The organism is Gemmatirosa kalamazoonensis, assembly GCF_000522985.1.
GTDB lineage: Bacteria > Gemmatimonadota > Gemmatimonadetes > Gemmatimonadales > Gemmatimonadaceae > Gemmatirosa > Gemmatirosa kalamazoonensis.
In genome coordinates, this window is the sequence record NZ_CP007128.1 from 2369258 (window position 1) to 2390994 (window position 21737).

The window sequence follows — 21737 nt, forward strand, 5'->3', positions numbered from 1 at the left end:
GCCGCGCTACCAGTCCTGCTGCTCGCGGTAGGTGCGGCGGCGCATCTCCCACTCCACACGCGCGCCGACGTACGCCAGCGCCACCGTGCCGACGAGCGCCGCGGCGGCCATCGCGAACGCGTCCCCTCGATCGCGCCGACGCGGGCGCCACGCTCGGCGCCAGCCGCGCCAGTCGCGTCGCTCTTCCACCGCGCGCGAGTAGACCAGGGCGGCGACGCCGAGCGCGATCGGCACGCCGATCGGCAGCACGCGGGCATCGCGCACGAACGTCGCGCGGCCGAGCGAGATGCGCGCCGCCTGGCGGGCGCGCGTGAGCAACTCGGATTTCGAGGCGGGCGGTTGCACGGGCACGTGAGCGAGTTGGGTGCGGCGCGCGAACGGCGAGCGGATGTCAGCGCACGCGGCGGGTCTCCAGCGCAAGCCGCGCGCCGAGCAGCAGGAACACGCCGCCGGTGACGCGGTGCAGCACGCGCGCCGCGCGACCCCGTCGCAGCGCCCCACCGGCACGGCTCGCGGCGAGCGCCACGAGCACGTTCACGATCGTCCCCGAGGTGTCGAACAGCAACCCGAGCGCCACGATCTGCGCCGCCGCGCTGCCGCGCGCGGGGTCGACGAACTGCGGCAGGAACGCGAGGAAGAACAGCGCCACCTTCGGGTTCAGCACGTTCGTCACGACGCCCTGCCGGAAGATCGCGCCGAGCGAGGCGGGCGGTGGGGGCTCGTCCTCCGCGTCCGTCGGCGCGGGGCGGAGCAGGGCGCGGATGCCGAGCCACGCGAGGTACGCCGCGCCGGCCAGCCGCACCGCGTCGTAGAGCGGCGGCACGGCGGCGAGCAGCGCCGAGAGCCCGAGCGCGAGCGCCGCGATGTGCACGAACGTGCCCGCGCCGATGCCGAGCGCCGAGACGATTCCCGCGCGCCGCCCCTCGCTCGTGCTGCGTGCGGCGACGTAGAGCATGTCCGGGCCCGGCGTGAGGTTCAACGCCAGGCCGGCGGTCATGAACAAGGCGAGCGTGTGGAGATCGAACATGCGTGGCGCTCGGTGCGAGCTGGGGTCAGAACGTCGCCGTCTCCTTCCGCACGGGCATCTGCCGCGACAGCCGCTGGATGAGCAGCGCCGCGCGCTCGGTCTGGATCGCGAGCCACGGGATCGACACCGTCTCGCGCGGCGTGTGCGCGCCGTTGCCTAACGCGCCGAGTCCGTCCATCGCGTCCACGACCGGCGCGACGAACGATGCGTCGCCGGCGCCGCGGCGGCCGGGGTCGAGCGCCTCCACCGCGCCGTAGCCCAACGCGCGGCTCGCGCTGTCGTACGCCGCGAGCAGCCGCTGGTTGCCCGCGCTCGGCGCCTGCGCCGGATACTCGTCCTCGTACACGAACTCCGCCGACGTGCCGGGGAGGTTGTCCGTCGTCGCGATCGCCTTCATGCGCTCGCGCGCCTTCGCCTTCTGCTCCTCGGTGAGGAAACGCAGGTCGCCGATCACGGTGACGTTCGGCGCGACGATGTTCGTCTTCGTGCCCGCGGTGCCGCTCACGTGCATCGTGTCGATGGTGACGTCGGTGCCGCCGACGATGAGCGCCGGGTTGAACGTGAGATACTGCTCGCCCGCGAGCTCGCGGCGGAACGCGTCGAGGATGCGCGCCGCCTCGAACACCGCGCCGTAGCCCGCGCCCTGCCCGAAGATGCCCGCCGAGTGCGACTGGCGGCCGTGCACCGTGAGCATCCACGTGCTCGCGCCGCGCCGCGCGACCGTCGCGTAGCGCTCGTTGCCCCCCTCGAACGCGAGCGCGACGTCGCTGCGCTTCGCCGCGTCGATGAGATCGCGCCGCGAGATCGCCAGCGGGCTGCCCGCGCTCTCCTCGTCGCCGGTCATCACGACGGTGACGTTCGCGTCCTTCAGCGTGCCGGCGCGCTTCATCGCCTTCAGCGCGTAGAGCAGGATGACGTCGCCCCCCTTCATGTCGCCGACGCCGGCCCCGCGGCCGACGGTGTCCGCGCGCGACCAGTGCAGGCTGTCGCCCTCGACGACGGTGTCGAGGTGGCCGATGAGCAGGATGCGCGCGGCGCCCGGCTTGCCCTTGTGCTCCGCGACGAGGTGGCCGGCACGCTTCGTCTCGCTCATGTCGATCCAGCGCGTCGTGAAGCCGAGCGAGTCGAGCGCGGCGCGGAACAGCGCGCCGACGCGCCGCACGCCGTCGAAGTTCATCGTCGCACTCTGGATGTCGGTCGCCTTCGCGAGAAACGCGATCTGGTCGGCGGTGTCGGCGCGCACGGCGGCGCGCAGCGCACGTTCGGCGGACGAGAGGGCGGCGCCCTGCGCATGCGCGGGGCGGGCGAGGAGGAGCGCCAGCGCGGCGCTCGCGATGGTGATCGGAGAAGGTCGCATCCGTGGATGTTGGGCGGGTGCTAGATTCCGCGCCACCCTCGCCCGGAGCATCGCCGCATGCGTCGTCGTCGTCCGCTCGTGCCACTCTGCGTCGCGCTCACCGCGGCCGCCGCCTGCGCGTCCGGTGGCGCGCGGCCCGCCGCGACCGGCGCGGCCGGCGCCGACGCGACGATACGCGCGGCCGACGTGCGCGTCGTGGAGTTCGCGCTCGCCGATGACTCCATGGAAGGGCGGAACACGGGACGACCGGGCTCGATGAAGGCGGCGCGCTACATCGCCGCGGAGTTCGCGCGCGCGGGCCTCCAGCCGGCGGGCGACAGCGGCTACTTCCAGCGCGTGCCGATGAAGGACGGTGGACGCACGCCGACCGGGCGGCTGCGCGCGACCGGCGTGCCGGACGCCGGGGCGCTCGACACCGTGCCCGTGGACCGTCGGCTGTACGGCGGCAACGTCGTCGGCGTGCTGCCGGGCAGCGACGCCACGCTGCGCGACGAGGTGGTACTCGTCGACGCGCACTACGACCACCTCGGCGTCGTTCCGTCGACGCCGACGCAACGCGACACGGTCTTCAACGGCGCCGACGACGACGCATCCGGGACGACGGCGGTGATCATGATCGCGCGCGCGCTCGCCGCGGGGCCGCGCCCGAAGCGCACCGTCGTGTTCCTCGCGACGACGGGCGAGGAGACGGGACTCGTCGGCACGCGGTGGTACATCGCGCATCCCGTTAGGCCGCTCGAGAAGACGGTCGCGAACCTCGAGATCGAGATGATCGGCCGCCCCGACTCGCTCGCCGGCGGCGCGGGGCGCGCGTGGCTCACCGGCTTCGAGCGGTCGACGATGGGCGACCGGCTGCGCGAGAACGGCATCCCCATCGTCGCCGATCCGCGGCCCACGCAGTGCTTCTTCGAGCGCAGCGACAACATCGCGTTCGCGTACCTGGGCATCCCCGCGCACACGCTGTCGACGTTCAACCTGCACACGGACTACCACCAGCCGAGCGACGAGGCGGACCGGCTGGACTACGAGCACATGGCGCGCGTGATCGAGAGCGGCGCGCGCGCGGTGCGGCTGCTCGCCGACGGCCCGACGCCGGCGTGGAAGCCTAACGCCCGCCCGGTGCCGCCCGCGGCGGGGCAGCGGAGCCGCTGTCGTGGAGGCTGAGGTCCGCGAGCCGGGCGACGCGCTCGCCGCGCCGGCGGGCTGGCGTCCGCTCGCCACGCATCCCGTGGGCGCGATCATCGCCCACTACGCCGAGCGCTCGTTCGTCGCCGGCGACCCCACGGGGCAGGGGATCCGCGTGCGCTACGCGTGGCGCGCGATGTCGCCCGACGAGGCATGCGTCGTCACCGCGGCCGAGCCGGCGGCGCTCGCGGCGCGGGCGTGGTTCGGCGCGCGCGCCGAGGGGCCGCCGGGGCACGCGCACGGCGGGAGCATGGCCGCGGTGCTGGACGAGGCGATGGGGCTCGCCGTGTGGCTCGCCCACCGCGCCGCCGTCGCCGCACACCTGGAGACCGACTTCCGCCGGCCGATCCCGTTGGGCACGACGGTGACCGCGGAGACGACGGTGGGCCCCGCCGAGGGGACCGGCAAGGCGCGCGCGACCGCGCGCCTCGTGGGCGACGACGGGACGGTCTTCGCCGAGGGGAGCGCGCTGTTCGTGCTGCTCGGCCCGCGGCACACGTTCGCGGGCGGCGGCGCCTAACGGAGAGGGCAGGAGGGCAGGAGGGCAGGAGGGCACGAGAGGTGATGGCTCCTGCCCTCCTGCCCTCCTGCCCTCCTGCCCTCTTCAGTGCAGCCGCATCTCGCCCGTGCTCACGAGCACCGACGCGCCGCCGACGCGCACGCCGGTGATCTCGCCGGCGCGCTTGTCGGCCTCCAGCTCGAGGCGACTGGGGCGACCCATCTCCACGCCCTGCTCGACGACCCAGCGCAGCGTGCCGTCGAGCCGCGGCGTGCGCTTCGCGAGGTAGCCGGCGAGCGCCGCGTTCGCCGAGCCGGTCGCGGGATCCTCCGGGACGTTCAGCATGGGGACGAACACGCGCGCGCGCGCGTCGGCGCGCTCGCCCGCCATCGCGACGACCATGATCTCGCGCGTCCACGAGCCGGCGGGCAGCGCGCGCTCGAGCGCGTCCACGTTCACCCGCGCGCGTGAGACGGCGTCCCGCGTGCGGAGCGGCGCGATGACGAACGGGAGCCCGCAGCTCGCCGCGCGCGGCGCCCAGTCGCCGCCGACGAAGTCGGACGCGTCGAGGTTGAGCAATGCGGCGAGCGCGTCGACGTCGGGCGCGTCGCGCTCCTCGGGGAGCTGCGCGACGGAGAGCTGCGCGAACGACGGCTCCGCCGCGCCCTCGTGGCGCCGCACCCGCACCGGCACGTCGCCGACGTTCTCCTCGAGCACCACGGTCGGCTCGGCGCCTTCCGCACGCACGCGGCCGAGCGCGACGAGCACGTGCGCCGTGCCGACCGTCGGGTGGCCGGCGAACGGCACCTCGCCGCCGGGCGTGAAGATGCGCACGCGGCACGCGCCGCCGCGTTCGGCGGGGAGCACGAACGTCGTCTCCGAGTAGTTGAACTCGCGCGTGATGGCGAGCATCTCGTCGCTCGACAGGCCGCGCGCGTCGAGCACCACGGCGAGCGGGTTGCCGCCGAACTGGCGGTCGGTGAAGACGTCGGCGGTGGCGAACTGGTAGGTGCGCATTGGGATGAACCGGGTGACGCGTTGGGCGGCTGTCGGGGTACACACGGGTATGACCCGACGCTTCCTGCTCTGTGCGCTGTTGGGGCTCGCCGGCTGCCGCGCGCCCACCGGCCCCGGCTCGTTCTATGGCCGGTGGGACAAGCTCGACGACGCGCTGCCGCCCGTCTCGCTCGAGCTGCGACACGGCGCGAACGGCGACGAGGGGCAGGTGTGGCTGAGCGGTCGAACGTTCACGCTGCCGGCCACGTTCCGCGGCGACAGCGTGACGCTGAACGACCCGCTGGCGTTCGCCACGCCGCCGCTCGTCGGCGAGCTGCAGCGCGACGGCACGATGCGCGTGCGCCTGAGCGGAAATCCGCCCCACGAGACGCGGCTCGTGAGGCGGAGCATGCGCGACTGAGCGCCGCGACGCTGTCGAATTCCGGCGGCTTTTTTACTTCGCGCCCATGAACGGGTACTCGTAGCTCGTCGGCGGCGCGAACGTCTCCTTGATCGCGCGCGGGCTCACCCATCGCACGAGATTGAGCTTCGAGCCCGCCTTGTCGTTCGTCCCCGACGCGCGCGCGCGCCGCCGAACGGCTGCTGCCCAACGACCGCGCCCGTCGGCTTGTCGTTCACGTAGAAGTTCCCCGCCGCGTTGCGCAGCACGAACATCGCCTGCGTGACGACCGCACGGTCGCGCGCGAATACCGCCCCGGTGAGCGCGTACGGCGACGTGCGGTCGACGAGCGAGAGCGTCTGCTCCCACTTCGCGTCGTCGTACACGCTCACCGTGACGACGGGACCGAAGATCTCCTCGCACAGCAGCCGGTACTCCGGATGCCGACTCTCGACGAGCGTCGGGTGCACGAAGTAGCCGGTCTTGTCGTCCGCCGTGCCGCCGTGGACGATCGTCGCGTTGTCGCGCGCGTCGGCGAGGTAGCCGCTGATCTTGTCGAACGCCTTCCGGTCGATCACCGCGCCCATGAAGTTCCGGAAGTCGCGCACGTCGCCGACCTTGATCGCCTTCATCATCTCGACGCACCGCTCCTTCACCTCGGGCCACAGCGACTTCGGCACGTACACGCGGCTCGCTGCCGAGCACTTCTGCCCCTGGTACTCGAAGCCGCCGCGCACGATGCCGACCGACAGCGCCGCAGGATCCGCCGACGGATGCGCGAGGATGAAGTCCTTGCCGCCCGTCTCGCCGACGATGCGCGGATAGCCGCGGTAGCGCCCCATGTTGCGCCCGATCGTCTCCCACATGCTGTTGAACACCGCCGTGCTGCCCGTGAAGTGCACGCCCGCGAGATCCTCGTGCGACAGCAGCGCGTTGGAGATCGTGACCGGGTCGCCGGGGAGGAAGTTGATGACGCCCGGCGGCAGGCCGGCCTCGGTGAGGAGCTTCATGACATAATGCGCCGAAAGCATCGCCGTCGCGGCGGGCTTCCAGATCACCGTGTTGCCCATGAGCGCCGGCGACGTCGGCAGGTTCCCCGCGATGGCCGTGAAGTTGAACGGCGTGATCGCGTAGACGAACCCTTCGAGCGGCCGGTAGTCGAGCTGGTTCCACATCGTGTGATCGCTCTTCGGCTGCTCGGCCAGCAGCTCCTGGGCGAAGTGCACGTTGAAGCGCAGGAAGTCGATCAGCTCGCACGCGGCGTCGATCTCCGCCTGGTGCGCGGTCTTCGACTGGCCTAACATCGTCGCCGCGTTCAGCGTCTGCCGCCACGTCGTCGACAGCAGCTCGGCGGCGCGCAGGAACACCGCGGCGCGGTCCTCGAAGCTCCAGTTCCCCCACTCGCGGCGGGCGTCGCGCGCGGCGCGGATCGCGCGCTCCACGTCCTCGGCGCGCGCGCGGTGGTAGTCGGCGAGCACGTGACGGTGGTCGTGCGGCATCACGGCCTGCGCGAGGTCGCCGGTGCGGATCTCCTCGCCGCCGACGACGAGCGGGATGTCGGCGCGCTCGTCGGCCATCTCGTCCAGACGCTTCTTCAGCGCCGCACGCTCCGGCGAGTCGGGGGCATACGTGCGCACCGGCTCGTTCACCGGCGGCGGCACCTGGCGCGTGCCCGCGAAGCCCGGCATCCCTCCGTGGTGATGGAGGACGGGCTGCGGCTGGCTGGTCGCCGTGGCCTGAGCGGCGTGCTGCGGAGCGAGAGTCGCGGACATGGTCTCGGGTGATGGCGGGTGGAGGCTGACCCTCGGAATCTAGCGTCCGGCGACCGGCGCCGGCCGGTTCACGCCGAGCCCCGGCCCCGGCTATTCTCCGGCATGTCGAAGCTGGTCGTCCGCTCGGTCCCACTCGTCCTCGCGCTGGTCGCCTGCGACCGCGAGCCCGTCATCTGGAACGACGCCGCGGAGCAGCACGCGCTCGTCCCCGCCGACTCCACGGCAGCCGTCACGCCCGACGTTCGCGCCGACTCCGTGCTGCGCGCGATGCTGCGTCGCACCGCGCGCGGCGTCGCCGACACCGCGCCGCCCGCACCCCCGCCGTCGATTCCCGGCGCGGTGCTGAACGGCGGCGGCACCGGATGCGTCACGACCGTGCGCGTGGCCGCGGGTCGCGGCGGCGAGCGCGCGGCGGCATGGTGGGCGGCGCGGCCCAACGGCTCCGCGGTGCTGCTCGCGAGCCGCTCCGGCGATGGCGGCGCGACGTGGGACGCACCGGCGCGCGTCGACACGTTGGACGTCGGCGCGGCGGGGTGCGAGCGCCCCGCGCCGTCGGTCGCGGTGGACTCGGCGAACGGCTACGTCCACGTCGCGTACGCGATCGAGGCGCCGGAGGGGACGGGGGTGTTCTACGCGCACCGCATGGGTCCCACGCTGCCGTTCGAGCGGCCGCAGGTCATCGTGTACGGCGATCACGTCACGCGCGCGAGCGTGGCGTCGGCGGGCGATCTCGTCGCCGTCGCGTACGAGGACCCGAACACCGGCGGGCGCCCGTGCGTGTCGCTCGCGCTGTCGCGCACCGCCGGGCACTCGTGGGCCGAACGCTTCGTCGTGTCGAGCGACGCGGAGACGGCGGAGCGCCCCGCCGTGGCGCTGCGCGGCCGCGAGGTCGCCGTGGGGTGGATGGTGCCCAACGCGCCGGTCGCACGGGCCGAGGAGCCCGGGCCGCCGACCGCGGCGCGCGGCGGCATGGTGGTGGTGCGCGTTGGCCGGGTGCGATAGCGTTGCGCCACATGCGCGCCCTCCTCGCCGCCGCCGACGCCCTGAAGCGCGACACGATGCGCGACGCGTTCGCCTCGGTCGGCTGCGAGGTGCGCATCGTCGACGGGGTCGACGCGGTGCTCGACGCGATCGCGCGCGAGTCGCCGGACCTCGTCGTGTTCGACGAGCACCCCGACGTGTCGATGGTGGATCTCTGTCGACGCGTCCGCGCGCTCCCCGACGGTGGGCCGTTCGTGCTCGCGCTCACGCGCGACGTGGACGACGAGCGGCTCGCCCTCCTGCTCGATGCGGGCGCGGACGACTACCTGCTCGTCGCGCCCGGCGATCCGGTGCTCGAGGGGCGGGCGCGGGCGCGCGCGCGCGTCGTCACGCGGCGCGTCGACGAGCGGCTCGCGCGCCGCCGCGCCGAGGGGACGCTGGAGCGCACGGAGCGGCTGCTCGGCGTCGGCGACGCCGTGTCGGCGGGGCTGCAGCACGAGATCAACAACCCGCTCGCCGCGCTGCTCGCCCATGCCTCGCTGCTCGAGCAGGGGCTGCACGAGCCCGGGGAGGAGCGCGAGCTGCTCGGCGTGATCGTCGAGCAGGCGCACCGCATCGCCGACGTCGTGCGCCGCATCGCCGCGCTCCGCTACCCCGAGGACTCCGAGTTCGTCCCCGACGACTTCGCGGACCGCTGACCCGCACCCCACCCGAATGCCGACCCCAAAGCACCTCTTCGGCGCGCACACTCCCGACAGCGGCGGCATCGCGATGGCCGCGCGCCGCGCCGGCAACGCGGGCATGCGCGCGCTGCAGCTCTTCACCGCGATCCCGAAGTACTACAACGAGAAGGTCGGCGTGCGCCCCGAGCGCGTGGAGCGGTTCCGCGACGCGCTCGCGGAGACGTCCATCGCGCCGGAGCACGTCATGGCGCACGCCGCGTACGTGCTGAACGTCGCGACGCCGGACACCGAGAAGTGGGAGCGCGCGAGCGCGGGGCTCACGAAGGAGCTGGAACGGTCGGCGGCGCTCGGGCTGGGGATGGTGTGCTTCCATCCCGGCGCGGCGACCGACGGCGACCGCGACGCGGCGGTGAAGCGCGTGGCGACGGCGATGGCGCGCGCGATCGAGACGGTCGATGGCGACACGCGGCTGCTCGTCGAGAACACCGCGGGGGCGGGCACGACGATCGCGCGCACGGCGGAGGAGATCGCGGGGATCCTCGGTGAGCTGCCGCGGGCGGCGCGCGCACGCGCGGGCTACGGGTTGGACACGTGCCACCTGTTCGCGTCGGGCTACGACATCGCCGCCGACCCGATGGCGTTCACCACGGTGCTCGACACGTTCGAGCGTGCGATCGGCGAGCCGCCGCGCTTCTTCCACCTCAATGACAGCGAGGGCGCGCTCGGCTCGAACAAGGATCGCCACACGCTGCTCGGCGACGGTGCGATCGGACAGGAGCCGTTCGGGTGGCTGCTCGGCGACCCACGCAGCCGCGGCGTGCCGCTGATCCTCGAGACGCCGCAGGACGCGGCGCCGGCCGACGACGATGCGACGCCGGATCCTAACGACGTGCGCATGATCCGCCTGCTCGAGCGCCTCGCCGGTGCCTGAGAGGCGCATTCCTCTGGCGCGCCCCTCTACGCTCGAGAGAAAACGTTACCGAGTGCATAGCTATTGCGTCTGCGCAGTGCCTACTTAGGTTTGGGCGCGAAAGCCCCCTAATTCATTCACCGCGCTCGATCCCTCACCAGGAGACGCGATGCCCACTGCGAAGAAGTCGTCTGGCGCCAAGAAGGGAGCTGCGAAGAAGTCCTCGGCGAAGTCCGCGTCGAAGTCCACCGCCAAGAAGGGTGGCGCCGCGAAGAAGGGCGGCGCGTCGAAGGGTGGTGCGGCGAAGAAGGCGGGCGCCGCCAAGAAGGGCGGTGCTTCCAAGAGTGGCGCGGCGAAGAAGTCCGCCTCGAAGGGCGGCGCGAAGAAGGCCACCGGCGCCGCGAAGAAGGGCGGCGGCACGAAGCGCGCGCTCAACCCGGCACTCTCCGCTCCGATGACCTCCAGCGCGCAGCTCCAGGCCATCGTCGGCGATCAGCCGATCCCGCGCAGCGAGATCACGAAGCGCATCTGGGATTACATCAAGCGCAACGGGCTGCAGGACCAGCAGAACCGCCGCGCGATCAACGCCGACGACAAGCTCCGCCCCATCTTCGGTGGCAAGAACCAGGTCTCGATGTTCGAGATGACGGCGCTCGTGAACAAGCACATGAAGCCCGCCTGATCGACCCGATCGACCCTGCTCGACCGCTCGTCTCGCACGACGACTGGGGGTGCGCCGGAAACGGTGCACCCCCTCGGCGCGTACATGGGGTATGACCGCGGCGCCCTTGGCGAAGCCCCCGCGTCGCGCCAGCTTTCGACGGACCCCCTCCTCATCGCTCGTCCCCACCCACGCCGTGGCCGCTCCTCGCACCCGCTCCGAAGCCAACCTCCTCGCCGCCGCCCGCAGCGGGAAGTCGTCGTCCCGCCCCGCGAAGCGATCGTCGCGGTCGAACCAGGGGGGAAGCTGGTGGGAGAGCCTGCGCGCCTTCCTCGGCACGGTGCTCGTGTTCCTCGTGATCCGCGCCTTCCTCGTCGAGGCGTTCCGGATCCCCTCGGGGAGCATGATCCCCACGCTGCTGGTGGGCGACTGGCTGTTCGTGAACAAGCTGGTGTACGGGCCGCACGTGCCGTTCACGAGCGTGAACCTCCCCGGCTATGCGGACCCGCGGCGCGGCGACGTCGTGGTGTTCGTCTCGCCGTACCAGGCCGACGAGGCCGCGCGCGGCAACGACGCGACGCCGACGCTCGTGAAGCGGCTGTGGGGCACGCCCGGCGACACGCTCTACATGCGTGAGGGGCTGCTCTACATCAACGGCATCCCGCAGCCGCAGGGCTACCTCGCGGCGCAGAACCCGAAAGGGGATCCCAACGAGGTGAGCGAGCTCTTCGCGTGGCAGCGGCAGTACGCGCTCACCGGCTCACGCTTCGGTGCCGCGCCGCTGCAGCCGACCCACGACAGCTGGGGCCCGCTCGTCGTGCCGCCGAAGCACTACTTCATGCTCGGCGACAACCGCTACAACTCGAAGGACTCGCGCTACTGGGGCGTCGTGCCGCGCGAGAACCTCCGCGGTCGGCCACTGTTCGTGTACTACTCGTACAACGCCGACGACAGCGACCGCGCGCTGCCGTTCCTCACCGACATCCGCTGGGGACGGATCGGGCACACCATCAAGTGAGCGACGCGTGACGCGTGACGCGCATCACCAACGGGGCGCGCGTCACGTGTCACGCGTCACGCGTTAGTCGAGATCGTCCTCCGGCGTCATGCCGCCGAGTGGGTCGCCGTTGCCGTCGCGCTCCAGATTCCGCGTGTCGACGTCCCCATCGTCGCTCCGGTTCGCGGAGCTCCCGGCGCCCAGTCCCGCGCCGCGCTCGCGCGCCTGACGGCGCTGGTCGGCGGCGAAGTTCTCACCGGCGAAGCTCCGGCGGCCGAGGTCCTCCTCGCGGGGCTCGTCCTGCCCGGGAGGTGTGCCGGCCCCGCGGCCGCGTTGCGTGTCGTCTGCCATGTCGTCGCTCCTGTAGAGGCCCGAGTGAGGCGGTCGCCGGCACGATCGGGCAACATGCACGCCGCGGTCGGGCCGCGCGGCGAGGCGCCCGCCCGGTGACCCGGGCCAACGCTCTCGTGGTCCGCCGTGTCACACCCCATAGGTGAGGCCGCATCCCCCCGCATGGAGGCAGGTGTGAGTCCGTCGTTCTTCCCGCGCGAGACCCACGTCTTCCACTCGTTCGAGCTGTCCGGGTGGCGGACGATGTCGCTCCGCGTCGTCGAGATGGCGGCGCTCACGGGGGTGCTGCTGCGCGCGCTCCGCGCGCTCACGCTCGCGCGTTCGCCGAGCACCGCGGCCACGGCGATCGCGTTCGTGCTCGGCGCGAGCGTGCTGCTCGGGATGCTCACGCTGCATCTCGCGAACTTTCCCGTGCGCCGGTGGCCGTGGCGCGTGCTCGCGTTCGCGATGGTGGAGACGACGGCGGAGATGATCGTGAGCGCGGTGCTCGTGGCGCTGCACCGCGAGCCGTTGGGCACCACGGGGCGCGCCGCGTGGAGCGACCTGCCGTCGATGGCGCTCACGACGCTCGAGTGGCGCGTGGTGTCGCTCGCCTTGTTCGCGCTCGTGCTCGCGGTCATCGTGCAGCTCGTGCGGCGGCTGCTGCCGCGCCACGTTCCACACCACTCCCCGCCCACCATCCCGTGACGAGGCCCTCGCGCGTACCGCCGGTGTTCGTCGCACTCGCATCGCTGGTACTCGCGACCGCCGCACCCGCGGCCCGGGCGCAGGACGCCGTGCCGGCCGACACGCAGCCCGCCGGCCGGTCGCTCGCCGAGCTGGGACTCACCGCGACGCCGACCCACCCGTTCGGAACGCTGCGCGAGCAGGCCGCCGCGCAGCAGCGATGGCTCGCCGAGCGCATGCGCGCCGTGCTCCCCGCGCTGCTCCGCAAGTACGACGTCGACGCGTGGGTAGTGCCGATGCGCGAGTACAACGAGGACCCGGTGTTCTCGTCGCTCGTGTCGCCGGAGACGTTCGCCGCGCGCCGGCGCACGATCTACGCGTTCTTCGCGCCGTGCGACACGTGCCGCGTGGAGCGGCTCGCGTTCGGCGGCACGTCGCAGGGCGGCGTGTACGAGGCCGTGCGTGCGACGAAGGCGGTGCCGACCGCGCCCGGGCTCACCGTCGCGGCGGGGAGCGGCGCACGCGCGCCGACCGCGGAGCTGTGGGGCGACGAGCAGTGGCAGGTGCTGAAGCGCGCGCTCGAGACGCGGCGCCCGCGCCGCATCGCGGTGGACGTGTCGCGCACGTTCGCGTTCGCCGACGGTCTCTCCGCCGGAGAGCTCGAAGGGATGCATGCCGCCCTCGGCACCGCGTGGACGTCGCGCTTCGTGCACGTCGACGGGCTCCCGCTCGACCTCATCGCGACGCGCTCGGCGGAGGAGGACGCGCTGTTCCGCGAGATGAACCGCCTCGTGTGGGACATCGTCGGCGAGGCGTTCTCGAACCGCGTCGTCACGCCGGGGACGACGCGCACGAGCGACGTCGTGTGGTGGATGCGGCAGCGCGTGAACGACCTCGGGTTAGGCACCTGGTTCCACCCGTCGGTGGAGGTGCAGCGCCGCGGCTGGACGGCCGAGCGGCTCGGCGACGATCCGGTGATCGAGCGCGGCGACGTGCTGCACTGCGACTTCGGCATCACCGCGCTGCGGCTCAACACGGACACGCAGCACATGGGCTACGTGCTGCGCGACGGCGAGACGGAGCCGCCGGCGGGGCTGCGCGCGGCGCTCGGCGTCTCGAACCGACTGCAGGACATCCTCGTCGCGGAGCTGCGTCCCGGGCGAACCGGGAACGAGATCCTACGTGCGGCGCAGGCGCGCATGCGCTCGGCGGGGATCGACGGCACGATCTACACGCACCCCATCGGCATGCACGGCCACGGCGCGGGGCCGCTCATCGGGCTGTGGGACTACCAGGACGGGGTGCCTGGCCGCGGGGACGCGCGCGTCATCCCGCGCTCGTGGTACTCGATCGAGCTGCAGGCCACGACGCCGGTGCCGGAGTGGGATGGCCAGCCCGTGCGCTCGGCGCAGGAGGAGGACCTCGTGATCGGCGCCGACGGGATCGGTCGCTGGGCGTATCGCCGCCAGACAGCGTTCCACCTCGTGCGCTAGCGCCGCGCCACCGAACGACGGCGCATCCGCAAATCTCTCAGCGCCGTTATATTTCCCCCATGCTCCGCAACAACAAGCAGCTGCTCGTCGTCGGGGATCGCGTGCTGATCCAGCCCGAGGACGGCGACGAGCGCACGAAGGTCGGCCTCTATCTCCCGCCGACCGCGGTCGACAACCAGGCCGTGCAAGGCGGGCGCATCGTCGCCACCGGCCCCGGTCTGCCGATGCCCGACCTGTCGGGCGACGCGTCGGACGAGCCGTGGCGGATCGGCAGCGGGTCGCGCGAGACGCGCTACGTGCCGATGCAGGCCCGCGCGGGCGACTTCGCGCTGTTTTTCCGCAAGGCCGCCGTGGAGATCACGTTCGAGGCGGAGCGCTATCTCGTCGTGCCGCAGGCGGCGATCCTCGCCCTCGTGCGCGATACCGACGCCGACGACGAGCCGCGGTTCGACTGACCGCGACTCCGCACACCCCAGCGAATCGAGGCAGGACATGTATCCCGAAATGCTCGTCGCCCCCATGCGTCAGGAGCTCACCCGGCTCGGCGTCACGGAACTGCGCACGCCGGAGGCGGTGGATGCCGCGCTCCGCGACGCTCAGGGCACGACGCTCGTCGTCGTGAACTCCGTGTGCGGCTGCGGTGCGCGCGCGGCGCGTCCGGCGGTCGCGATGGCGCTGCAGCACGAGGTGAAGCCGGACCAGCTCACGACCGTGTTCGCGGGCCAGGACGTCGCCGCAACGGAGCGCGCGCGCTCGTACTTTGTCGGCTATCCGCCGTCGTCGCCGTCGATCGCGCTGCTGAAGGACGGCCAGCTCGTGCACATGATCGAGCGGTGGCAGATCGAGGGGCGCCCCGCGCAGGCGATCGCGCAGGACCTCGTCGCCGCGTTCGAGCGCCACTGCGGTGGCGCGGAGACGCCCGAGCCGCCGGTCGCCGGCAGCGGCGCCGCGACGCACCGAGGCGGCCTGCCGATCGTGTGACCAGGGCAGGAGGGCAGGAGGGCAGGAGGGCAAGAGAGGGGCGCTGAGACTTCGGTCACAGCGCCCCTCTTGCTCTCGTGCCCTCTCGCCCTCCTGCCCTCGCTGTCCGGCACATCGTCTGCAATTCCTGCGACTGCTCCGATCCAACTTTTCGGCGGCTCACAACGAGGACGCAGTCATGGAACGCAATCCCACGGACAACCTGGGCACGTCTGGCACGGGCGCGAGCAACCTCGGCACCGGCAGCGGCTCCAGCGATCTCGGCACGAACGACAGCCTCGCCAGCGGCGGCTCGGACCTCGGCGGCTACGGTGAGTCGAGCGGCTTCGCGGGCACGTCGAGCGACGTGAACACGGGCCTGAACTCGGGGCTCAACTCGGGTGGCTCCGGCGCGGCGACGGGCGTCGCGGACCGCGTCGACCAGGCGCGCAGCACGGCGACGAACGCGCTGAACAACGCGCGCGAGATGGCCGGCGAGCGGCTCGGCCAGGCGAAGGAGAAGGCGACGCAGCTCAAGGCGACGCTCGCCGACAAGCTCGAGGCGGGCGCCAGCTCCCTCCGCCAGCAGGCGCAGGGCGGCGGGCAGCAGTTCGCCGCGGCGGGCGCGAACGGCGGCACGGCGTCGGGCCTCATGAGCAACGACCAGATCCAGCGGCTCGCCGGCCCCGCGGCCGACGCCATGGAGCGGACCGCCGACTTCCTGCGCAACGGCGACCTGAAGGAGACGCTCGAGGAGCAGGTGCGCACGAACCCGGCGCGCACGCTGCTCATCGCGCTCGGCGTCGGCTATCTGCTCGGCAAGGCGATCCGCCGCTGAGGCGTCGCCACCGGGTACGACACCCGCGAACCGCAGGGAGGGGGAGATGGCCGACGACCGACGAGATGGAGCGCCCGGCATCGGGACGCTGCTCAGGGATCTGGCCGAAGGGAGCGGGGAGCTCGTGCGCCACGAGGTGCGGCTCGCGCGCATCGAGGCGATGGAGCTCGTGCGCGGGATCGGCGTCGGCACGGCGTCGGTCGCGGCGGGCGGCGTGCTCGGGCTCCTCGGCGCGCTGTCGCTGCTCGCCGGGGTGATCCTGCTCATCGGCGACCAGTGGCTGCACGACGACTACTGGCTCGCCGCGCTGATCGTGACGCTGATCGCCGGCGGCGTCGCCGCATTCTACGCCTGGCGCGGGAAGCAACGCCTGTCGCCGGCGCAACTGGTTCCGAATCAGACGGTGGAGACGCTCAAGGAGGACGTGGAATGGCTGAGACGACAGCGGACGTGAGGCGCGACATCGAGCTGACGCGGGAGCGGATGTCGTCGACGCTCGCGCAGCTCGAGCGCAAGCTGAACCTCGGAGAGATGGTGAAGGAACACCCGTGGCCGGCGTTAGGCCTCGCGTTCGGCGCCGGGCTGCTGCTCAGCGGCTCGAAGGCCGACGTGAAGGCCGCGGCGGCGACGGCGGTCGCGACGAAGGGCGCGAGCTCGAAGCTCGGCACGGCGCTCGACGACATCGTGTCGAACCTGATGCACGCCGTCGGCGACGCGCTGCAGGGACACGTGGACGGCATGCTCGGCGAGGTGAAGCAGGCGCTCGGCGTGCCGAAGGACGGCAACGGCCAGCGCTCCGGCTTCGCGAGCTACGGCACGTCGCGCGAGTCCGTGCCGGCGCTCGCCGACACCGACACGCACCCGTCGAGCGTCTCCTCCGTCGGCGCCGACGGCTCGAGCTGGGCGCCGCAGGGCGCATCGGTCGGGCGCGCGGACTGAAGGACGCCAGGGCACGAGGGCAGGAGCGCAGGAGGGCAGGAGAGCCTAACGGTTCTCCTGCCCTCCTGCGCTCCTGCCCTCCTGCCCTCGTCCGTCAGGCTGCCTGTCGAATCCAGCGCACGAGCTCCGGCACCGTCGGGCGCTTGCCGTACATCAGCAGGCCGACGCGGTAGATGCGCGCGGCGAGCCAGATGACGATCGCCACGGTCACGAGCGTGACCGCGATCGAGCCGACGACCTCCCACCACGGCACCTGGATCATCGTCATGCGCAGCGGCATGATGACCGGCGCCGTGAACGGGATCCACGAGAACACCTGCGCCATGCCGCTCGCCGGGTTCAGCGCGATCGGCTGCACCATGATGACCGACGGCACGAGCAGGAACGCGATCGGCGTCGCTGCCTGCTGCGCGTCCTGCTCCGAGCTCACCGTCGCGCCGGCCGCCGCGTAGAGCGACGAGAAGAGCAGGAAGCCTAACAGGAAGAACGCGGCGATCGCGGCGATCGTCCCGACCGAGAAGTCGGGGAGCGGCAGGCCGGCGGTCTGCTGCGCGGCCGCGGCGCCCGGGCTCGCGCTCGCGGCGGCCGCCGTCGCGGCGCCCCGGCCCATCTTCGCGATCCACGGCTGCAGGAAGCCGAACAGGTAGATCGTGCCGCCGATCCACAGCGCCTGCTGCGTGAACCCGACGCCCGCGATGCCGAGCACCTTGCCCGCCATCAGCGTCTCCGGCTTCACGCTCGACACCACGACCTCGGCGACGCGCGTCGTCTTCTCCTCCATCACGCCGCGCAGCACCATCTGGCCGTAGATCGCGAGCGACATGTACAGGACGAACGCGATCACGAGCCCCACGATGTAGCTCTTCATGCCGCCGCCGCCGCCCTTGCCCTTGTCGTCGATGCGCTCGGCGGGGAGCTGCAGCTTCACCGACGTCAGCGAGTCGACGCGGCTGCCCTGCAGGCCGGCGGTCTCGAGCCGCTGGGCGACGACGCTCTGCCTAACGGCGGTGCGCAGCCGCTCGAGGTCGGGCACGCTCGACGCGTTGCGCCCGGCGTAGCGCGCGGAGTCGCCGCGCACCGTCGCCGCGTCGAGCACGAGATAGCCGGGGATGCGCTTCTGCATCACCTCGCGCGTGGCGCGCGACTCCGCCTGCGCGATCTCGGCGGGCGCCGTCGCGCGCACTTCGGGAGCGCCGCCGTTCGCCGCGCCGCCGCTCGACGCGCGGGCCGAGTCGCCGGCGAGCACGCGCGCGACGCGCTGGCCGAGGTCCGTGCCCGTGGCGTCGATGATCGCGATGCGGCTCACGTTGTTCGACGCGGTCGTCTTCACCGCGAGCCACACCGGCAGCACACCCGTCGCCGTGAGCAGCAGCGGGATGAGCAGCGTCGAGATGATGAACCACTTGGTGCGCACGCGCTCCACGTACTCGCGCTTGATCACCGCCCAGAGCTTCGCGTAGCTGTCAACCATGGCCGGACATCCCCTCCTCGACGCCCGTGGCGCCGACCTTCTGCAGGAAGATCTGGTGCAGCGACGGCTGCACGAGCTCGAACCGGGTGATCGCCGCGCCGCTCGCCACGAGCCGCTGCAGCAGCGTCTGCGGGCTCGCCCCCTCGGCGAGCTCGATCTCGACGAAGCGGTTCTGATCGTCGGAGCGGCGAACGAGCGTGCGGTCGGCGAGGACCGCGGCCACGTCGGCGCTCGCGCCGTTCATGGACGCGCGGTCGAGGCCCAACGCGACGTGCCGCCCGCCGTGCGCGGCCTTCACCTCCGTCACGCCGCCGTCGAGCACCTTCTCGCCGCGGGCGATGATGCACACCGCGTCACACAGCCGCTCGGCGTTGTCCATCAGGTGCGTCGAGAAGATCACCGTCTTGCCGCGGCGGCGCAGCTCCACGACGGTGTCCTTCAACGCCTGCGCGTTGATGGGATCGAGGCCGCTGAACGGCTCGTCGAGGATCACGAGGTCGGGGTCGTGCAGCAGGGTGCCGATGAACTGCACCTTCTGCTGCATGCCGCGCGACAGCTCGTTCACCTTCGACTGGCTCCAGTCCTTCTCCGGCGTGCGCAGCGCGAGCCGCTCGAGCCATTCGTCGATGCGGTGATCGGCGTCCTTCGCCTTCACCCCCTTCAACTCGGCGAGGAAACGCAGCACGCGGCGCACCTGCATCTTCGGATACAGACCGCGCTCCTCCGGCAGGTAGCCGAGCTTGTTCATCACCTCCGCGTCGCCGTTCGGCCGACCCAGGATCTGGATCGACCCCTCGTCGGGGGCGATGATGTTGAGGAGCATGCGGATCGTCGTCGTCTTGCCGGCGCCGTTCGGGCCGAGCAGCCCGTAGACGACGCCGCGCGGGACCGACAGCGAGAGGTCGCGCACGGCGGTGTGCTCCGCGTAGCGCTTGACGACGTGCCTGACGTCGATCGCCAGATCAGTCATTTCACGGCGGTGAGGGGGCGAGAAGGGCAACCGTTCGCCCGAAGGAAGGGATGCCGAATATACGACCGAACTACGACCTCGATACGCGCGGCGTGTCGCCGAACCGGGTGGGAGCTGGTAAGGAAATCGTACGGAACACTCCGCGCCGCGCGGTCGTCGCCGGCGCGGCGGGCGGCGCGCTCGCCGGGCTGTTGCTGCTCTTTCTCATCGTGCCCGTCGCCGGCGTCGTCGGCGTCGATGGGGCCGCGGGGGCGCGGCTGCTCGTCACAGACGCGGAGCTGCGTGACGCGATCGCCCGCACCGCGGTCACCGCGACGACGGCCACGCTGGTCGCCGCGCTGACGGGGATCCCGCTCGCGTGGCTGCTCGCGCACCGCGCGTTCCGCGGGCGTCACGTCGTGGAGCTGCTGCTCGACCTGCCGCTCGTGCTGCCGCACCCGGTCGCGGGGATCGCGCTCCTGCTCGCGTTCGGGCGCACGAGCGCGGTCGGCGCGCGGCTGGCCGAGGCGGGGCTGCAGGTCGTCGGCACGCCGGTAGGCACCGTGTGCGCGATGCTGTTCGTGAGCGCGCCGCTGTTCGTGAGCGCGGCGCGCGAGAGCTTCGCCCGCATCGACCCGAGCCTGGAGCTCGTGGCGCGCACGCTCGGCGAGGACGCGTGGGGCGCGTTCCGGCGCGTCACGCTGCCGCTGGCGCGCCGGGGGCTGCTCGCCGGCGCGGTGGTGACCTGGGCGCGCGCGGTGAGCGAGTTCGGCGCCGTGGTGGTGCTCGCCTACAACCCGAAGGTGGTGAGCGTGTTGAGCTACGAGCGGCTCACCGGCTTCGGCCTGCGCGAGGCGCTGCCGGTCGCTGCCGCGCTGCTGCTCGTGTCGCTCGTGCCGCTGGCCGCGCTGCGGGCGCTCCGCACGCCGCGCCGTGGCTGGGACGCTGTGGCGATTCGATAGCGTCACTTCCGCGACGACCCGGACGGCGCTCTTTCGGGAACTGTGGCGCACGTGCAACATGGGGCGCCCCTTTCGTCGCCCGGCGGTGCCACCCCTCAGGTGCCACCGTGCGATCCCGTCGCGCCAAGCGTCAGAGGTCCCCCATGCGCCTGCCCAGGTCGACGCCCGCCGTCACGGCCGCCGTTCTCGCCCTTCTGTCCGCGTGCACGGATGCGCCGAGCTCTCCCGAGGCGCCGAGGATCGCGGCGCGCGCACCATCGCGCGACGTCACGGCCGCCGCCGTGACGTTCACCCGGATCGAGGACCTGCCGAACGCGTGGGTCGAGACGTTCAACGTCAACAATCCGGACCCGCTCACGTGGACCGTCCCGCCGAAGTACTGGCTTCCGACGGACGAGCTCACGATGAGCCTCATCGCGTTCAACATCGCGCCGGCGACGTCGATCAGCTCGGAGACGGCGGCGCCGAACTCGCTCGCGAACTGGGCGATCGTGAAGCAGACCCGCGACCGCAGCTCCTGGAACGCACCGGAGACGATGACGGCGTGGCACGACGGCGCCACCTGCAACGCGCCCCCGGCCTCGCACCCCGTCGGGGGCTACGACCAGGCGCCGTTCCTGTGCCGCAACCACATGATGACGGCGACGAACGCGGGGACGGCGACACAGGACTCCTACGCGGTCACGTATCTCACGCCCGACCGATTGATCGACTTCTCCAGCGGCAACGTCGTCGTGCGGTTCGACGTCGCGACGCTGCGCAGCTCGGGTCGCGACTGGATCGATCTCTGGATCACGCCGTACGGCGAGAACCTGGTCGTGCCGCTCGACGACAGCCTGCCGGACGCGCAGGGCTACCCGCGCGACGGCTTTCACCTGCGCATGACGTCCGGCGACGTGAACGTCTCGCGGTTCGAGGCGAGCGTCATCTACAATTACCGGCCGTACCGGATCGCGCCGACGAGCGTGCAGACCTACGAGGATGCGTTCCGCGCGGCGATTCCGAAGCCTGCGGACCCGGGGGCATTCTGGCCCACGAGCCCCACCCGCCGCGACACGTTCGAGCTGACGATCGGCAACGGTCGGCTCCGATTCGGCATGCCGCGCTACAACCTGTGGTGGTACGACACGCCGATCTCGGTGCCGAACATGGGTCCGCAGCTGCTCGGCGTGCTGCAGATCGGACACCACTCGTTCCACCCGAGCTCGGACGGCGCGCCTAACACCTGGCACTGGGACAACATCGGCATCGCGCCCGCGCGCCAGTTCTCGATCATCAACGGCGACCGCCGCTACGTGGACGGCACGACGACCGCGACGGTCAACTTCAATCGCGCTGCGCCGTGGGACGCGAACCTGCGCTTCGCGGGCTACGGGTCCAAGTTCGAGGTGCGCGCCTTCAACGAGTTCGGCGTTCCGCTCGCGAGCTGGCAGAAGGCGAAGCTCCAGGACGAGGAGCTCGACGTGAAGGGGCGCTTCCACAGCTACTGGACGCCGGTGCCGCCCGGCACCGCGCGTGTCGACTTCCGCGCGGAGAACGATCCGGCGACCAAGCTGAAGCCCGACCTGTGGGTGGCCCGCGACGCGACGATCTGGAGCCTGAACCCCTAGCGCCCGACGGCACGCGACGCGCGAGGAGCC

General features: G+C 72.2%; 23 protein-coding genes and 2 pseudogenes. 17 read left to right on the forward strand and 8 right to left on the reverse strand.

The window, feature by feature from the left end; translation table 11 throughout:
* Nucleotides 1-6: 6 nt before the first annotated feature.
* The 3 genes from J421_RS10220 to J421_RS10230 are packed head-to-tail and all read right to left on the reverse strand — an operon-like array spanning nucleotide 7 to nucleotide 2384.
* Nucleotides 7-345 carry a hypothetical protein gene (locus J421_RS10220; protein ID WP_148306245.1) on the reverse strand — a complete coding sequence of 113 codons (339 nt, stop codon included), beginning with the start codon at nucleotides 343-345 and terminating at the stop codon, nucleotides 7-9.
* Nucleotides 346-391: 46 nt separating this feature from the next.
* On the reverse strand, nucleotides 392-1027 hold the full coding sequence (locus tag J421_RS10225) for a LysE family translocator (RefSeq protein WP_025411086.1): 636 nt from the start codon (nucleotides 1025-1027) through the stop codon (nucleotides 392-394).
* 25 nt (nucleotides 1028-1052) lie between these two features.
* Entirely contained in the window at nucleotides 1053-2384 is a 1332-nt protein-coding gene (locus J421_RS10230; RefSeq protein WP_025411087.1) for a M20/M25/M40 family metallo-hydrolase, read from the reverse strand.
* 57 nt (nucleotides 2385-2441) lie between these two features.
* On the opposite strand from J421_RS10230, the gene J421_RS10235 reads away from it, so the two are divergent.
* Complete coding sequence (locus tag J421_RS10235) at nucleotides 2442-3548, forward strand: M20/M25/M40 family metallo-hydrolase (protein WP_025411088.1); 1107 nt, start codon at nucleotides 2442-2444, stop codon at nucleotides 3546-3548.
* Entirely contained in the window at nucleotides 3538-4089 is a 552-nt protein-coding gene (locus J421_RS10240; protein ID WP_025411089.1) for a PaaI family thioesterase, read from the forward strand. Before J421_RS10235 ends, J421_RS10240 begins: the two co-directional genes overlap by 11 nt.
* Nucleotides 4090-4173: 84 nt before the next feature.
* Here J421_RS10240 and J421_RS10245 read toward each other — a convergent pair whose 3' ends face one another.
* On the reverse strand, nucleotides 4174-5085 hold the full coding sequence (locus tag J421_RS10245; RefSeq protein ID WP_025411090.1) for a PhzF family phenazine biosynthesis protein: 912 nt from the start codon (nucleotides 5083-5085) through the stop codon (nucleotides 4174-4176).
* A gap of 49 nt (nucleotides 5086-5134) precedes the next feature.
* Between J421_RS10245 and J421_RS10250 the strand changes: the two genes are divergently transcribed.
* A complete protein-coding gene (locus tag J421_RS10250) occupies nucleotides 5135-5485 on the forward strand; it encodes a hypothetical protein (protein ID WP_025411091.1) in 351 nt (116 codons plus the stop codon).
* Nucleotides 5486-5518: 33 nt separating this feature from the next.
* Here the strand turns inward: J421_RS10250 and pruA are convergent.
* Nucleotides 5519-7152 (reverse strand): annotated as a pseudogene (gene pruA, locus J421_RS10255) (L-glutamate gamma-semialdehyde dehydrogenase).
* Nucleotides 7153-7338: 186 nt separating this feature from the next.
* Between pruA and J421_RS32065 the strand changes: the two are divergent.
* From J421_RS32065 to lepB, 5 genes are all read left to right on the forward strand, one after another.
* Complete coding sequence (locus tag J421_RS32065; protein ID WP_025411092.1) at nucleotides 7339-8238, forward strand: sialidase family protein; 900 nt, start codon at nucleotides 7339-7341, stop codon at nucleotides 8236-8238.
* A gap of 11 nt (nucleotides 8239-8249) precedes the next feature.
* Nucleotides 8250-8915, forward strand: a complete 666-nt coding sequence (locus J421_RS10270) for a response regulator (RefSeq protein ID WP_025411093.1) — start codon at nucleotides 8250-8252, stop codon at nucleotides 8913-8915.
* A 16-nt stretch (nucleotides 8916-8931) separates the two neighbouring features.
* The gene (locus J421_RS10275; protein ID WP_025411094.1) at nucleotides 8932-9831 is read left to right on the forward strand and encodes a deoxyribonuclease IV; all 900 of its coding nucleotides are present in this window, start codon (nucleotides 8932-8934) and stop codon (nucleotides 9829-9831) included.
* Nucleotides 9832-9979: 148 nt separating this feature from the next.
* Entirely contained in the window at nucleotides 9980-10492 is a 513-nt protein-coding gene (locus J421_RS10280; RefSeq protein ID WP_025411095.1) for an SWIB/MDM2 domain-containing protein, read from the forward strand.
* 175 nt (nucleotides 10493-10667) lie between these two features.
* Nucleotides 10668-11489 (forward strand): signal peptidase I, encoded by an 822-nt coding sequence (lepB, locus tag J421_RS10285; protein WP_025411096.1) that lies wholly within the window; start codon nucleotides 10668-10670, stop codon nucleotides 11487-11489.
* Between the two features lie 63 nt (nucleotides 11490-11552).
* Here the strand turns inward: lepB and J421_RS10290 are convergent, their stop codons facing one another.
* Nucleotides 11553-11819, reverse strand: a complete 267-nt coding sequence (locus tag J421_RS10290; protein ID WP_025411097.1) for a hypothetical protein — start codon at nucleotides 11817-11819, stop codon at nucleotides 11553-11555.
* Between the two features lie 174 nt (nucleotides 11820-11993).
* Between J421_RS10290 and J421_RS10295 the strand changes: the two genes are divergently transcribed.
* The 7 genes and pseudogenes from J421_RS10295 to J421_RS10325 all read left to right on the forward strand — a co-directional run bounded on the left by J421_RS10295 (nucleotide 11994) and on the right by J421_RS10325 (nucleotide 16715).
* On the forward strand, nucleotides 11994-12506 hold the full coding sequence (locus J421_RS10295) for a hypothetical protein (RefSeq protein ID WP_148306246.1): 513 nt from the start codon (nucleotides 11994-11996) through the stop codon (nucleotides 12504-12506).
* A complete protein-coding gene (locus tag J421_RS10300) occupies nucleotides 12503-13978 on the forward strand; it encodes a M24 family metallopeptidase (RefSeq protein WP_236646297.1) in 1476 nt (491 codons plus the stop codon). The genes J421_RS10295 and J421_RS10300 overlap by 4 nt, the downstream gene beginning before the upstream one ends.
* A 59-nt stretch (nucleotides 13979-14037) precedes the next feature.
* Nucleotides 14038-14433, forward strand: coding sequence for a co-chaperone GroES (locus J421_RS10305; protein ID WP_104022475.1), 396 nt, complete (start codon nucleotides 14038-14040; stop codon nucleotides 14431-14433).
* 37 nt (nucleotides 14434-14470) lie between these two features.
* Nucleotides 14471-14881: pseudogene (locus tag J421_RS10310) on the forward strand (BrxA/BrxB family bacilliredoxin); the annotation flags it as partial.
* A 256-nt stretch (nucleotides 14882-15137) separates the two neighbouring features.
* On the forward strand, nucleotides 15138-15776 hold the full coding sequence (locus J421_RS10315; RefSeq protein ID WP_025411101.1) for a hypothetical protein: 639 nt from the start codon (nucleotides 15138-15140) through the stop codon (nucleotides 15774-15776).
* Nucleotides 15777-15822: 46 nt separating this feature from the next.
* On the forward strand, nucleotides 15823-16230 hold the full coding sequence (locus J421_RS10320) for a phage holin family protein (RefSeq protein ID WP_025411102.1): 408 nt from the start codon (nucleotides 15823-15825) through the stop codon (nucleotides 16228-16230).
* Nucleotides 16206-16715, forward strand: a complete 510-nt coding sequence (locus tag J421_RS10325) for a DUF3618 domain-containing protein (RefSeq protein WP_104022477.1) — start codon at nucleotides 16206-16208, stop codon at nucleotides 16713-16715. Before J421_RS10320 ends, J421_RS10325 begins: the two co-directional genes overlap by 25 nt.
* A gap of 94 nt (nucleotides 16716-16809) precedes the next feature.
* On the opposite strand, the gene J421_RS10330 is transcribed toward J421_RS10325, so the two are convergent.
* Together J421_RS10330 and J421_RS10335 are read right to left on the reverse strand one after the other, a co-directional pair.
* Nucleotides 16810-18186, reverse strand: coding sequence for an ABC transporter permease (locus tag J421_RS10330; RefSeq protein ID WP_025411104.1), 1377 nt, complete (start codon nucleotides 18184-18186; stop codon nucleotides 16810-16812).
* A complete protein-coding gene (locus J421_RS10335; protein WP_025411105.1) occupies nucleotides 18179-19156 on the reverse strand; it encodes an ABC transporter ATP-binding protein in 978 nt (325 codons plus the stop codon). Before J421_RS10335 ends, J421_RS10330 begins: the two co-directional genes overlap by 8 nt.
* Before the next feature lie 50 nt (nucleotides 19157-19206).
* Between J421_RS10335 and J421_RS10340 the strand changes: the two genes are divergently transcribed.
* Nucleotides 19207-20097 (forward strand): ABC transporter permease, encoded by an 891-nt coding sequence (locus tag J421_RS10340; RefSeq protein WP_148306247.1) that lies wholly within the window; start codon nucleotides 19207-19209, stop codon nucleotides 20095-20097.
* A 281-nt stretch (nucleotides 20098-20378) separates the two neighbouring features.
* Nucleotides 20379-21707: a hypothetical protein gene (locus tag J421_RS10345; RefSeq protein ID WP_148306248.1), complete on the forward strand. Its 1329-nt coding sequence runs from the start codon at nucleotides 20379-20381 to the stop codon at nucleotides 21705-21707.
* Nucleotides 21708-21737: the final 30 nt, after the last annotated feature.

Excerpts from the sequence above, each read along its gene's own strand:
- J421_RS10225 (WP_025411086.1), bottom strand. The coding sequence starts at position 1,027 with ATGTTCGATCTCCACACGCTCGCCTTGTTCATGACCGCCGGCCTGGCG.
- J421_RS10230 (WP_025411087.1), bottom strand. The coding sequence starts at position 2,384 with ATGCGACCTTCTCCGATCACCATCGCGAGCGCCGCGCTGGCGCTCCTC.
- J421_RS10235 (WP_025411088.1), top strand. The coding sequence starts at position 2,442 with ATGCGTCGTCGTCGTCCGCTCGTGCCACTCTGCGTCGCGCTCACCGCG.
- J421_RS10245 (WP_025411090.1), bottom strand. The coding sequence starts at position 5,085 with ATGCGCACCTACCAGTTCGCCACCGCCGACGTCTTCACCGACCGCCAG.
- J421_RS10250 (WP_025411091.1), top strand. The coding sequence starts at position 5,135 with ATGACCCGACGCTTCCTGCTCTGTGCGCTGTTGGGGCTCGCCGGCTGC.
- J421_RS32065 (WP_025411092.1), top strand. The coding sequence starts at position 7,339 with ATGTCGAAGCTGGTCGTCCGCTCGGTCCCACTCGTCCTCGCGCTGGTC.
- J421_RS10270 (WP_025411093.1), top strand. The coding sequence starts at position 8,250 with ATGCGCGCCCTCCTCGCCGCCGCCGACGCCCTGAAGCGCGACACGATG.
- J421_RS10275 (WP_025411094.1), top strand. The coding sequence starts at position 8,932 with ATGCCGACCCCAAAGCACCTCTTCGGCGCGCACACTCCCGACAGCGGC.
- J421_RS10280 (WP_025411095.1), top strand. The coding sequence starts at position 9,980 with ATGCCCACTGCGAAGAAGTCGTCTGGCGCCAAGAAGGGAGCTGCGAAG.
- J421_RS10290 (WP_025411097.1), bottom strand. The coding sequence starts at position 11,819 with ATGGCAGACGACACGCAACGCGGCCGCGGGGCCGGCACACCTCCCGGG.
- J421_RS10305 (WP_104022475.1), top strand. The coding sequence starts at position 14,038 with ATGCTCCGCAACAACAAGCAGCTGCTCGTCGTCGGGGATCGCGTGCTG.
- J421_RS10315 (WP_025411101.1), top strand. The coding sequence starts at position 15,138 with ATGGAACGCAATCCCACGGACAACCTGGGCACGTCTGGCACGGGCGCG.
- J421_RS10320 (WP_025411102.1), top strand. The coding sequence starts at position 15,823 with ATGGCCGACGACCGACGAGATGGAGCGCCCGGCATCGGGACGCTGCTC.
- J421_RS10325 (WP_104022477.1), top strand. The coding sequence starts at position 16,206 with ATGGCTGAGACGACAGCGGACGTGAGGCGCGACATCGAGCTGACGCGG.
- J421_RS10330 (WP_025411104.1), bottom strand. The coding sequence starts at position 18,186 with ATGGTTGACAGCTACGCGAAGCTCTGGGCGGTGATCAAGCGCGAGTAC.
- J421_RS10335 (WP_025411105.1), bottom strand. The coding sequence starts at position 19,156 with ATGACTGATCTGGCGATCGACGTCAGGCACGTCGTCAAGCGCTACGCG.
- J421_RS10340 (WP_148306247.1), top strand. The coding sequence starts at position 19,207 with ATGCCGAATATACGACCGAACTACGACCTCGATACGCGCGGCGTGTCG.